Annotated in this window: 9 protein-coding genes; 2 read left to right on the top strand and 7 right to left on the bottom strand. The window is 68.9% G+C overall.

The window, feature by feature from the left end:
* Positions 1-9: 9 nt before the first annotated feature.
* Complete coding sequence (locus AC0VYB_RS17440) at positions 10-2133, bottom strand: oxidoreductase (RefSeq protein WP_475384883.1); 2124 nt, start codon at positions 2131-2133, stop codon at positions 10-12.
* A gap of 235 nt (positions 2134-2368) precedes the next feature.
* On the opposite strand from AC0VYB_RS17440, the gene AC0VYB_RS17435 reads away from it, so the two are divergent.
* Positions 2369-3169 (top strand): GntR family transcriptional regulator, encoded by an 801-nt coding sequence (locus tag AC0VYB_RS17435; RefSeq protein WP_475384882.1) that lies wholly within the window; start codon positions 2369-2371, stop codon positions 3167-3169.
* Between the two features lie 80 nt (positions 3170-3249).
* On the opposite strand, the gene AC0VYB_RS17430 is transcribed toward AC0VYB_RS17435, so the two are convergent.
* Together AC0VYB_RS17430 and AC0VYB_RS17425 are read right to left on the bottom strand one after the other, a co-directional pair.
* Positions 3250-4758, bottom strand: a complete 1509-nt coding sequence (locus AC0VYB_RS17430) for an MFS transporter (RefSeq protein ID WP_081590970.1) — start codon at positions 4756-4758, stop codon at positions 3250-3252.
* Between the two features lie 405 nt (positions 4759-5163).
* Positions 5164-6750, bottom strand: a complete 1587-nt coding sequence (locus tag AC0VYB_RS17425; protein ID WP_475384881.1) for an aminotransferase class I/II-fold pyridoxal phosphate-dependent enzyme — start codon at positions 6748-6750, stop codon at positions 5164-5166.
* Between the two features lie 90 nt (positions 6751-6840).
* Between AC0VYB_RS17425 and AC0VYB_RS17420 the strand changes: the two genes are divergently transcribed.
* Positions 6841-7830, top strand: a complete 990-nt coding sequence (locus AC0VYB_RS17420) for a LysR family transcriptional regulator (RefSeq protein ID WP_475384880.1) — start codon at positions 6841-6843, stop codon at positions 7828-7830.
* A gap of 95 nt (positions 7831-7925) precedes the next feature.
* Here AC0VYB_RS17420 and AC0VYB_RS17415 read toward each other — a convergent pair whose 3' ends face one another.
* The 4 genes from AC0VYB_RS17415 to AC0VYB_RS17400 all read right to left on the bottom strand — a co-directional run bounded on the left by AC0VYB_RS17415 (position 7926) and on the right by AC0VYB_RS17400 (position 11996).
* Positions 7926-8384, bottom strand: coding sequence for an RrF2 family transcriptional regulator (locus tag AC0VYB_RS17415; RefSeq protein ID WP_475384879.1), 459 nt, complete (start codon positions 8382-8384; stop codon positions 7926-7928).
* Positions 8385-8529: 145 nt separating this feature from the next.
* Positions 8530-9426, bottom strand: a complete 897-nt coding sequence (locus AC0VYB_RS17410) for a sulfite exporter TauE/SafE family protein (RefSeq protein ID WP_475384878.1) — start codon at positions 9424-9426, stop codon at positions 8530-8532.
* A gap of 441 nt (positions 9427-9867) precedes the next feature.
* On the bottom strand, positions 9868-10605 hold the full coding sequence (locus tag AC0VYB_RS17405) for a GH25 family lysozyme (protein WP_475384877.1): 738 nt from the start codon (positions 10603-10605) through the stop codon (positions 9868-9870).
* Positions 10606-10730: 125 nt separating this feature from the next.
* Positions 10731-11996: a pyridoxal phosphate-dependent aminotransferase gene (locus tag AC0VYB_RS17400; protein WP_475384876.1), complete on the bottom strand. Its 1266-nt coding sequence runs from the start codon at positions 11994-11996 to the stop codon at positions 10731-10733.
* Positions 11997-12136 lie beyond the last annotated feature (140 nt).

The raw sequence follows: 12136 nt of genomic DNA, 5'->3' as shown, positions 1-12136 counted from the left end.
GACACTGCGTCACAGTCCCATCCCGACCCGCAGGCCCTCGAGCACCGCGGCATGGATGTTGCGGGAGGCGACGGCGTCCCCGATCCGGAAGAGGGCGAAGGACCCAGCAGCCTCGGCGGGCTCGGCACGCGTGGCGGGACCGGGCTGTTCGGCAGCGTCGGCAGGGTCGGCGGATTCGTCAGCCGTGGTGGGACGGGACGATGGCCCGGTCCCGGGCTGCGGTTGCCCGTGCACCCAGGCGTCGAGGTCGATCTCGCCCCGGTTGTGTGAGCGCTCGCGCAGCTCGAGGTAGACGTCGTCGTTGGGCACCGTCCCGTGATCGACGACGACGGCGTCGGCCTCGACCGCGGACTCGAGATCGGAGTACTCGTTGCGCAGTCCTGCCCGGACCCGCGTCCCCTCGGGCGCTGCCGCGACGAGGCGCTCGCCGAGGCGGACGTCGACGCCGAATTCGGAGAATGCCCGCAGGTAGGCGGGGGAGTTCATCGAGCCGACGTCGATCCCGATGGTCCGCTCGGGACTGACGTAGACGACCTCCTGTCCGCCGCGGGCGAGGCGTTCGACGGCATCGAGGGCGGGATAGGCTCCGTGGTCGTCGAAGACGAGCACCCGGGACTTCGCGCGCAGATGATCGTCCATGACGTCCCAGACGTCGAACGGCTGGGTCCCGCCGAGCGGAGGTCCGGTGTCGGGGATCCCCCCGGTGGCGACGATGACGACGTCGGGATCGAGGGCGAGCACCGCCTCGGCGTCGGCGAAGGCGTTGAGACGCAGATCCACACCGTGCTTGGCGCACTGCTGGACGCGCCAGTCGACGATCCCGATGAGGTCCCGGCGGCGCTCGGAGCGGGCGGCGATGCGGACCTGACCGCCGGGCGCGGAGTCGGCCTCGAGGACGGTGACCCGGTGCCCGCGGACCGCGGCGACGCGGGCGGCCTCGAGGCCTGCGGGGCCGGCCCCGACGATGACGACGTGCTTGGCCACGGCGACGGAATCCTTCGGGACCTCCTGCGGGAGATCGGCCTCCCGGCCACTCGCCGGATTGTGGATGCACGTCGCCGAACCGGAGGTGTAGATGCTGTCGAGGCACATGTTCGCGCCCACGCAGGGACGGATGTCGTCCTCACGGTGCTCGGCGATCTTGCGAACGAGATGGGGGTCGGCCAGTTGCGCCCGCGTCATCCCGACGAGATCGAGACAGCCGTCCTCGATCGCCCACCGGGCGGTCGGGACATCGGCGATGCGCGCGGCATGGAGGACGGGGATCTCGATCGCCTTCCGGATCCTCCGACACGTCTCGAGCCACGGGGCCGAGGGAGTGCCCATGCCCGGTATCGCCTCGGCGAGCACCCTGTCGGAGCCGATCGTGCCGACGTTGAGGTTGAGGAAGTCGATGCCGTGGGCGGCGTAGACCTCGAGCACATCGGTTGCGCGGTCCTCGCGCATCCCGTCGTCGCGGCGCTCGTCGACGGCCATCCTGATGCCGACGAGGAACCCGTCGGGCACGGCCCCCCTGACGGCGTCGATGATCCGGAGGGGGAAGCGCGTGAGATCGGCGAGCTCGCCGTTGCAGTCGTCGGTGCGCTCGTTGAGCCAGGGCGCGAGGAACGCATCGAGGAGATGACCGGCATGCATGATCTCGATGCCGTCGAAGCCGGCGTCGGCGACCCGAGCGGCCGCGGCGGCGAAGTCGGCGACGATGCGATCCATGTCGAAGTCCTCGAGCGCCTTCGTGAACGACCGGTGCGCGGCCTCACGGGTGCGCGAGGGGGAGACGAGCGGCAGCCAGTCGCCGGTGAAGTTCGACGAACGCATGCCCAGATGGGTCGCCTGGATCATCACCGCCGCTCCCTCGGCATGACAGTCCTCGGCGATCGCCGCGAGCCACGGGGTCACCTCGTCGGTCGAGAGGTCGATGTTGCCGAAGGCCGCAGGTGAGTCGCGCGAGACGATCGCGGATCCGCCGATCATCGTCAGGCCGACGCCGCCGCGCGCCTTCTCCCGGTGGTAGAGGCGGTACCGGTCCTTGGGCATGCCGAGTTCGGTGTAGGCCGGCTCGTGCGAGGTCGAGACGATGCGGTTGCGCAGAGTGAGTTCGCCGAGGTCGTACGGCTGGAGCAGCGGGTCGTCCATTCCTCCTCCATCGCAGGAACAGGTTCCCTTCCGGGAACGAGCGATCTAGGTAATCGATTACCGACTACCGTGCTTCCATCGTCGATTCTCCGGGCTATGCTGTCAATAGCTCTGCGAAGTTTGTGCGGGAGCCGGACGAGCAGATCGCGCGGGAGTTCAGCGTGCAGGTTTGTGCGGGAGAGTTCGGCCGGAACTCCGGCGAGCAGATCGCGACAGGTGAGCGAGGGGGATGAGCATGGATCGACCAGCGGCACCACCGTCGCTGCGCGAGCACGCGCTGGCGATCATCCGCGACGCGATCGCCACCGGGGAGCTCGACGAGGAGCGGATCTACTCGGCAGCGGGACTCGCGAAGCAGCTGGGCATCTCACTCAGTCCGGTGCGCGAGGCGATGATGGCTCTTGTCACCGAAGGCACCGTCGAGGCCGTGCCCAACCGCGGGTTCCGGCTCGTCCCGGTCACCGAGGCCGACCTCGAGGAGATCATCCGCATCCGTGTGCTCCTCGCCGTCCCCGCCGTCCGCGAACTCTGCCGGCAGTTGAGAAGTGCGGGCCCCGACGGCGGGCCTCCGGAGGCCGGCGACCCGGAGATCGCCGGGACTCCGGACGCCGGCGACCCGGAGATCGCCGGGACCGGACCCGCAGGCGTGGCCGCCGATCCCGACTCAGCGCGCCCCGAGACAGCCCACCCCGACATCGGCGACCGGATGCGGCAGCTGCGCGAGCACGCCGAGGCCACCGTGGCCGCTGCCGAGGCCGGGGACATCGTCGGCTTCTACACCCACGACCGCCGGTTCCATGAGTCCCTGCTCGCCTTCGGCCTCGGATCCCGGGCCGCGGAGATCAGCCTGCGCCTGCGCGACCAGTCGCGCATCGGCGGGCAGGCGCCGGTCGGAGGGGTTGCGGTCGAGGACATCGCGGTCACCTCGGCGAAGGAGCTCATCGACATCGTCGACCTCATCGAAACCGGGGCCGATGATGAGGTGGCCGAGCTCGTCACCCGCAACCTCTACTTCTTCCGACGCACGGAGGCCTGAGCCGCCCGAGACGACCGGCGCCCCTCGACGCGGGCGGCCAAGCGCGGGCGTCGAGGGGCGAGAACGGGAAGGGCGAGCGCTTACCTCCCGGCGCCGATCGGCATCGTCTCCGGGTCGATGTCGGGGTTGTCGTCCTGGGTCTTCTCGAGCTCGACGGCCTCCTCGTGCGAGCTCACGGTCGGGAACGACCCGAGGAGGGGCCGGTGTGCCGACTCCTTCATGAAGCACACGGCGACGAACGCGATCACCGAGAAGAACATGATGTAGAAGGCAGGCATGTACGAGTTGCCGGTGAGATCGATGAGCGCCTGGCTGAACAGCGGAGTCGTGCCGCCGAACAGGGAGACGCCGAGGTTGAAGGTGAGTCCCATGCCGCCGTAGCGCGAGGCGGTGGGGAAGAGCGCCGGCAGCGTCGAGGCGAGGCAGGCGATGTAGAACGCCGCGGGGACGGCGACCATGAAGAGGGCGATCGTCACCGCCCACATCTCACCGATCTGCATGACCGCGAAGGCGGGGACGATGAGGACGATCGTCAGCCCGGCGGCGAGGCCGAAGACGAACTTCCGCCCGAGCCTGTCCGAGAGACGTCCGATGAGCGGCAGGCTCGCCGACATGAGGACGAGCACGGGGATCGTCACGACGGCTGCCTGGATGTTCGAGACCTTGACCGTCTCCTCGAGGTAGGTCGGCATGAAGCTCGTGAGGGCGTAGCCGATCGTCTGCGATCCCGCGACGATCGCGATGCCGATGAGGATCTCCTTCCAGAAGTGACGGATGACGCCGATGAGCCCGTGGCGGGCGTAGGGGTCGTCGTTGTCCTTCGTCACGAGGCCCTCGTGCTGGGCCGCTTCGAAGCCGGGTGTCTCGGGGATCTTCATCCGGAACCAGATCGCGACGACGCCGAGCGGGATCGCGACGAGGAACGGGATCCTCCAGCCGCCGTCGACCATCGCGTTCTCGCCCCAGATGCTCGTCGTCACCACCGAGGTGATGGCGACGGTGCCCGCACCGGCTGCGAAGCCGAGGTACGAGCCGACGTCGAGCCACGACGCCCAGTAGCCGCGCGACTTGTCGGGAGCGAACTCGGAGACGTAGGTCGTCGCACCGGCGTACTCGCCGCCGGTCGAGAAGCCCTGGATCATCTTGAGGATGTAGAGGGGGATGATCACCCACAGTCCGACCTGGGCGGCCGTGGGGAGCATGCCGATGAGAGCGGTGGCGGTGGCCATCGTCGCCATCGTGAAGAAGAGGACCTTCTGCCGGCCGATCTTGTCGCCGAGGGGTCCGAGCACCATGCCGCCGAGCGGGCGGACGAGGAACGAGACCGCGAAGCCGAGCAGGGTGACGAGCAGACCCATCTGCTTGTCCATGCCCTCGGTGAACACGGTCGTCATCGTCACGGCGAGGTAGCCGTAGACGCCGAAGTCGAACCATTCCATGAAGTTGCCGACGGTGGTCCCGCCGATCGCGGTGCGGATGGACTTCGGTTCGACGACGATGCAGTCATCGGCATCCAAACGCTTCTTCCTCCGCTTGATGCGGAAGGGCTTTCGGCCTTCCCTGGACGGTTCCGAGTGGCCGGTGGTCATCTGCGAATCCTCACGTTGACAGCAGTGCAATCGCCGCTCACATGGTGGGCGGCAAAAAGACAATGCAGAACATCATTGCGCGGTGTGCAAACCATGTCAACAGTCGGAGTGAACCGGATCACGCAAGACAGCTTGTTTCCCTGGTGCGCGATGCGACCGTACTCGGGGCGGTTCGAGGGCGCAGGAGCCCTTGTGCGACAAGGCAGAGACGACCCTGCCGATCATCGACCTCGGCCGTGTTCGTCACCTCGGCAGATGTGATCATCACGACCCCCGCCGAGGTGGGTGTGCGTTCCCCGCCGAGGTGGTGCTCCGATCCGACCGCGGCCGGATCTCCGGCCCCAGAAGAAAGGCGTGCGGACCCCATCGAGACGGGATCCGCACGCCCTCGAGACGATGCTCAGATCAGAGCGGAGAGTCTCCTGCGTGGGGATCGCGGACGACGCGGAAGGACTCGAGTCCGGGATCGACGCTGCCGCGGACGTGGCCGGACGGGCTCGCGGCGACGGCCTGGAGGAAGGCGACGGTCTCCTCGGTGATCTCCTCACCGGGAAGGACGTTCGGAATCCCGGGCGGGTAAGCCGCGAGCGAGTTCACGCTGATCCGGCCGGCCGCCTCGGCGGCGGGGACGACCTCGGACTCGGCGAAGAACGCCTCACGGGGGAGCATGACCAGATCACCGGCGCTCGGCAGCGGCGGGATCTCGACGGGGGTGTCCTCGACAGCGTCCTCGACTGCTGCCGTGCCGACTGCTGCCTCGTCGTCCGCGGCGGCGTCGACCGTCGCCGCGTGCTCGCCCCGGAGTTCGTCGAGGGCGGTGAGCAGCGGGGTGATGTCGGGGGACTTGCCGAGTCCGATGAGCGCGACGAGGGTGGTGGCCGTGGCCATCTCGGCGAAGATGCCGTAGTCCTCTGCCAGCCGCTTGCGGATCGTGTGCCCGTCGAGGCCGGTGGCGGTGATGTCGATGGGCAGGCGGAACGGGTCGATGTCGACGACGTCGGGATGACTGAGGAAGTCGCCGGAGAGGAGGCGGTAGCGCCCCGTCCCCTCGACCTGGGCGCGCATGTGCCGGATGTTCTCGAGCGAGTCGGTGATCGCGTCCTCGGCGTTGACGAGCTCCCGGCGGGCGATGTCGATCGACGCCATGAGGTGGGCGTTCTCGCTCGTCGAGGCCGTCATCATGAAGGCGCGGGCGAGTGCCGGCTCGAGGCGATCGGCGTATTCGGTGTCGCCGAGGTGGAGGAGAGCGGACTGGGTGAAGGAGCCCGCGAGCTTGTGGGTGCTCATGATGACCATGTCGGCCCCGAGCGTCACCGGGGAGGCCGGCAGGTCGGGGTGGAAGCCGAAGTGGGCGCCCCAGGCCGCGTCGACGACGAGCATCGCGCCGGCCTCATGGGCCACCTCGGCGAGTGCCGCGACGTCGGCGACGGCACCGAAGTAGCTCGGGGTGACGAGGTAGACCGCGGTGACCTTCTCCGGGTGCATGCGGATGGCGTGGCGCAGGGCGTCGGGGGTGACGCCGTGGGCGATGCCGTTGACCTCATCGACGCTGGGGTACACGAAGCGGGGGTTGAGTCCGGCGAGCACGATGCCGTCGATGAAGCTCGAGTGGGCGCTGCGCTGGGTGATGACTCCGGTGCCGAGGGTGCCGATGGCCAGGGCCGCCATCCGGTTGCCCTGGGAGGAGCCGTTGGTGAGGAACCAGGTCCGCCTGGCCCCCCAGGCTTCGGCCGCCAGCTGCAGCGCTTCGTCCTTGGGGGTGTCGACGCCGAGGTCGATGCCGTCGAAGAGTGGGGGGATGTCGAGGGCGAGGGTGTGATCGCCGAAGAAATCGGCCTGACCTGCGGAGATCCCTTCCCGATTGCCGCCGTGCCCCGGAGTCGAGAGGAAGAGCGAATCGCGGCCCGCCGCCGTCGCGAGGGCGTCGGCGTAGGGCGCGCGCGTGTGCGCGCGGGCGGTTGCGGGCATGGGGGAGTCCTGGTGCACGGTCATGTCTCCAATGTAAGGAGCGAGGAGTCTGAGGAGAATACCAAGTTTCCTCCCGTACTCTATAGCCACTATAGAGATCATGGGGGTAGACTAATGGAAGTCCTCGATACTCGGGGTCTCGTGGCGCTGCGCGCCGTCGCCGATTCCGGGTCGGTCGCCGCAGCGGCCTCAGCGCTCGGCTGGAGCCAGCCCACGGTCAACCATCACCTCGGCAACCTCGAGCGATCGCTCGGAGCCACGCTCGTCGAGCGCACCCCGCGCGGATCGCACCCGACGACTGTCGGCGCCCTCGTCGTCACCCGCGGCGTCGAGATCCTCGGACTCTGCGACCGCCTCGTCGACGAGGTCGGCCTGTGGCGCGACTCCCAGGCGGTGCCGGTGAAGATCGGAGCCGTTCCGACCGTCGGCGCCCGCGTCATCCCCAAACTCCACCACGAGCTGCAGAAGCGACCGCGCTGGCACCAGGACGCCCCGGGCCTCGGGGCGGCGCTCGATGTGACGATGGACGAGCACGCGAAGCTCGTCTCCCGCCTCGAGGCCGGGGACCTCGACCTCGCGCTCCTCGTCTCGACCGACGTCGACAAAGTGTGGATCCCGCCGAGCCTCACTGCCGAGCATCTCTACTCCGAACGGCTCTTCCTCTGCGTGCCCGCATCCGTCGGTCCCATCCCCGTCGATGCCCACGGGATGCCGGACTTCGCCGCCCTCGTCACGCAGTCGTGGGCCTTCAGCATCGACCCGGGCGATGCGATCGACGAGGTCATCCGGGCGCTGTGCCTCGCCGCGGGATTCGAACCCCGGGTGGGCATGCGGATGGACGACTACGCGGCGATCAACCGGATGATCGCCGCCGGACTCGCCGTCGCGATGATCCCCGAGTCGTCACTGCCGAGCGATCCCGAGATCGACGTGGTGCCGCTGCCGCTCACGGCCGCCCGCCGCGACGTCCTCCTCGTCTCCCGGGCCCGGGTGCTCGGTCCGAGCCGCCGGCCCGCGCGCCACGATCCGATCGCCGCCGCCCATTCCGCCGCCCTCGCCGAGGTGGACGCCGACGTCCGCACGGTCACCGCGGTCTGGCGGTGAGGGCTCACCGAATCCAGAAGTGAGGATCCTGCACGTGGCGGTGAGGGCGCGGTGTTTTCCGGCGGCGCGGGTTCTGTGTTTCGGGCGGTGAAGGCTCAGTGCGGCTGCCAGGCGTCCTCGATCGCGGCCTTGTCGGCGATCTCCGGAGGCAGGGTCTTCGCCGCGAGGTCGGCGATCGTCACCTTCTCGAGGACGTCACGCAGCGCATAGCGGGCGGCGACCCAGACCTGCTGGAGCGCCTCGGCGGCGGCATCGTACTCGACGGCCTCGGGGCGTTGGCCGTAGATGGAGACGAGGGGGCCGTCGACGGCGCGGATGACATCGGCTGCGGTCACCTCGGCGGCGGAGTCCGCGAACTGCCACCCTCCGGACTTCCCGCGCACGGACACGAGGATGCCTGCCCGGCGGAGGTCGGCGAGGATGGCCTGGAGGAACCCCTTCGGGATGTCCTGGCGGCGGCCGAGTTCGTCGGCGCTGATGGGGTCGCCGTCGCCGCTGGCGGCGATCTCGATGAGCGCGCGCAGCGCGTAGTCGGATTTCGTGGTGACCCGCATGCCGTCATCGTACAGCGGCACTGTCCTCGCACTGCGGGACCGTGAAGGTGCAGCGGTGCCGTCGTCGTGCGGCGGGACCGTCATCGTACGGCGGCACCGCGGCCCGACCGTGGTCGTTCCGCGGTGCCGTGGACGGCTCAGCGGCTCAGACGTCGGCAGCGACCGGTTCGGCCGCCTCCTCGCGTCGCGACTTCCGCTCGAGGCGGACGACATGGACGAGGAGCGAGACCCAGACGAGCGCGAGCCCGATGAGGATCGTCGTGAGCACCGGGGTCGAGGCGCCGAGAGCCAGTGCGATCGTCCGTGCGTTGGTGAGGATGATGATGCCGCCCGCGGCGATCGCGAGCACCTTCGCGGGGAGGATCTTCACCAGCCACGCGGCGAAGGGGGCAGCGATGATGCCGCCGACGAGGAGGGCCCCGGCGATCGACCACTCGATGCCCTGTGAGCCGAGGGCGAAGAGGAAGCCGAGCGAGCCGCCGACGGCGACGACGAACTCGCTCGTGTCGATCGAGCCGACGACCTTGCGCGGTTCGAGGCGACCGGAGGAGAGCAGCGTCGTCGTGCCGACGGGACCCCAGCCCCCGCCGCCGATCGCGTCGAGGGCGCCGCCGACGAGGCCGATGGGGACGAGGAGGGTCTTCCCCGGACGCGCTTTGAAGGTCGGCCTCGCCCCGCCGAGGGCGAGGAAGCGCCAGATCACGTAGATGCCGAGGGCGAGCAGGAGGCCCGAGATCCACGGCGTCGCCGCATCGCCATTGAGGCCGACGAGGAACGTCGCACCGGCGAAGGCGCCGATGAATCCGGGAACGGCGAGGATGAGGACGGTGCGCCAGTCGACGTTGCCGAACTTGTGGTGGGAGATGCCGGAGACGAGGGAGGTGCCGATCTCGGAGAAGTGCACGGCCGCCGAGGCGGTCGCCGGGGCGATGCCCGTGGCCAGCAGCAGGGTCGTCGACGTCACGCCGTACGCCATGCCGAGGGAGCCGTCGATGAGCTGGGCGATGAGCCCGACGATGCCTAAGACGATGAGCTGCCGCATGGAGGCCGCCTTTCCGTTGCGTGAGGATTGTTGAGCAGTTCTGCGGTACCCCCACACAATAGCCACTAAGTTGAGTGGATTACTACACTATGAACTTCTGTGACGCGGCGAGGCGAAGAGTAGCAGTGATTCGGCGGATGGTCGCGGTGGCGCGGGCCGCGTTGGGCCTGTCTGCTGAAGGGCTGGCGGCGGGAATCGCCGGTTGGGCGGTGCGGGATCAGTGGGTGGGGAGCCCAGATTGCTCAACTGTGTCGTCGTGATGGAGGAGATGCCGAGGTAGGGGAGGAGATGCCGTCGCGGAGGACACGATGCCGACGTGGTGGAGGGGTGGAGTGCGTGCCGGGGTGCGTTCGGCGGCGGGGTGCGCTGCCGTCCGGCGCCGGGATGCAGGGTTGCCGGGATGCCGGGATGCCGGGATGCCGGGGTGCACCGGTCGTTCGACTACTCCGAGCGGGGGATGGCGCCGAGGCGGAGGACGTCGAGGTCGACCTGCCCCTCGATGCCGTCGATGGACGCGAAGTAGTGGACCTGCCACATCGTCCAGCTGTCGTCGGCCGGCCGGACGAAGAAGTTCGTCACCCACTGCGGACGCTCGGCCAGCGCGCCGATCGAATACTCGGAGGTGAAGGACCCCCTCGCGTAGACGAGCAGGGGCCGACCCCACGCCTCCTCGACGATGCGGCGGAAGTCGGTGAGTTCGGCATCGACCTCGGCCTGGGACGGTCGCCTCTCGCACGCGCCGATGAGCTCGAGATCGATCGCCGGAGCGAGCGCATCCGCGTCGGGCGGGGCTGCTGAGAGGAAGTTCTCGGCCTGTTCGGCGCCCGGCGAGCACAGGGTGAAGAAGTGGTAGGCGCCGCGACGGATCCCGGCCTCGCCTGCACCCGCCCAGTTCTCGGTGAAGCGGGGGTCGACGTAGTCGTTGCCCTCGGTCGCCTTGATCATCGCGGCCCCGACGTCGTCACCGGCGACGGCTGGCCAGTCGATGGCGCCCTGATGGTTGGAGACGTCGATCGCGAGCACCTCGCCCGCCTGGAGTGCCGGCCTGCCGTTCGGCACGTAGGCGAACCACCAGGCGGCACCGATGCCGACGACAGCGACGAGGACGATCGCGGTGACGACCAGAGGTCTGCGCGAACGCCTGCCGCGCCGCCGTCGTGAGGAGTGGTGTGCGCCCATGACCCCAGGTTAGCGGCGGTCCCGGCCGACCCTGGAACTCGGGCTCGGGTTCCAGGCCCCCGACGTCGGGCCGCTCAGCCCCAGATCTCAGGCCCCCGACGTCAGCCGCCGGAAGCTGCACGAGCTCAGGCCGCGCCCTCGACATCACGGACGACGGGAAGCTCGCACGTCGTCGGCGCGACCTGGTGGTAACCGGAGAGGAATTCGCCGAGGCGACCGATCGACTCCTCGAGCACGTCGACCGAGGGCAGTGTGACGAGCCGGAAGTGATCGGGGCGCGACCAGTTGAACGCGGTGCCGTGGGAGATGAGGATCTTCTGTTCGCGCAGGAGGTCGAGCGCGAACTGCTCGTCGTCGGTGATCCCGAACCTCTCGGTATCGAGCTTCGCGAAGAGGTAGAGCGCCCCATCGGCCTGCTGCGCGCTCACGCCGTCGATCGCGTTGAGCCCGGCATGGGCGACGGCCATCTGCTCGCCGAGGCGACCGGTCGGCAGGACGAGGTCCTCGATCGACTGGCGACCGCCGAGAGCGGCCTGGATCGCGTGCTGAGCCGGGACGTTCGCGCACATCCGCATGTTCGCCAGCAGGGTGATCCCCTCGATGTAGCTCTTCGCCTCCGCCAGCGGTCCGGTGATCGCGAGCCAGCCCGCCCGGTAGCCGGCGATCCGGTAGGCCTTCGACAGACCCGAATACGTCAGGCACAGCACGTCGTCGCCGGTCAGGGTCGCCAGGTTGACCATCTCGACGCCGTTGTAGGTGATCTTCTCGTAGATCTCGTCGGCGAAGACGATGAGGTCGTGTCGGCGGGCGATGTCGACGATCGCGGCGAGCGTCTCGCGGGGGTAGACGGCGCCGGTCGGGTTGTTCGGGTTGATGACGACGATGCCGCGGGTGTGGTCGGTGATCTTCGACTTGAGGTCCTCGAGGTCGGGCAGCCAGCCGTTCTCGTCATCGCAGAGATAGTGCTTCGGGGTGCCTCCGGACAGCGCCACCGAGGCGGTCCACAGCGGGTAGTCGGGACTGGGGACGAGGATCTCGTCGCCGGGATTGCACAGTGCCTGCAGGGAGAGGGTGATGAGCTCGCTCACCCCGTTGCCGAGGAAGACCTCACGCGTATCGAGGTTCGTGATCCCCTTCGACTCGTAGTGCTGGACGACCGCGCGGCGACCGGAGAGGATGCCCCGGGACTCGGAGTAGCCCTGTGCGTGGGGCAGGTGCCCGACCATGTCCTGGACGATCGCCTCGGGGGCTTCGAAGCCGAAGGGTGCCGGATTGCCGATGTTGAGCTTGAGGATCGTGTGTCCCGCTGCCTCCATCGCCTCCGCCTCCTCGAGGACGGGTCCCCGGATGTCATAGAGGACGTTGGCCAGCTTCGACGACTGCCTGAACATGTGAGCCTTTCCCTGAGAGTGCTGCCTCTCCCACGCTATTGCCTGACCCTGGGTGGTTCCGACCCGGCAGAGGCGCGTTTCGAACACCTTTGGCCGCCTCGGCGGACCGTTGTGCAGACCTTTGCGCCGCAGCGGCGTCC

This window comes from Brevibacterium sp. Z349TD_9, from assembly GCF_056173565.1.
This window is presented reverse-complemented; position numbering and strand designations above follow the sequence as displayed.

What these genes read in the sequence shown, in the direction of transcription:
- AC0VYB_RS17405 (WP_475384877.1), bottom strand. Translation starts at nt 10,605, where the DNA reads ATGGGCGCACACCACTCCTCACGACGGCGGCGCGGCAGGCGTTCGCGC.
- AC0VYB_RS17435 (WP_475384882.1), top strand. Translation starts at nt 2,369, where the DNA reads ATGGATCGACCAGCGGCACCACCGTCGCTGCGCGAGCACGCGCTGGCG.
- AC0VYB_RS17430 (WP_081590970.1), bottom strand. Translation starts at nt 4,758, where the DNA reads ATGACCACCGGCCACTCGGAACCGTCCAGGGAAGGCCGAAAGCCCTTC.
- AC0VYB_RS17425 (WP_475384881.1), bottom strand. Translation starts at nt 6,750, where the DNA reads ATGACCGTGCACCAGGACTCCCCCATGCCCGCAACCGCCCGCGCGCAC.
- AC0VYB_RS17415 (WP_475384879.1), bottom strand. Translation starts at nt 8,384, where the DNA reads ATGCGGGTCACCACGAAATCCGACTACGCGCTGCGCGCGCTCATCGAG.
- AC0VYB_RS17400 (WP_475384876.1), bottom strand. Translation starts at nt 11,996, where the DNA reads ATGTTCAGGCAGTCGTCGAAGCTGGCCAACGTCCTCTATGACATCCGG.
- AC0VYB_RS17440 (WP_475384883.1), bottom strand. Translation starts at nt 2,133, where the DNA reads ATGGACGACCCGCTGCTCCAGCCGTACGACCTCGGCGAACTCACTCTG.
- AC0VYB_RS17410 (WP_475384878.1), bottom strand. Translation starts at nt 9,426, where the DNA reads ATGCGGCAGCTCATCGTCTTAGGCATCGTCGGGCTCATCGCCCAGCTC.
- AC0VYB_RS17420 (WP_475384880.1), top strand. Translation starts at nt 6,841, where the DNA reads ATGGAAGTCCTCGATACTCGGGGTCTCGTGGCGCTGCGCGCCGTCGCC.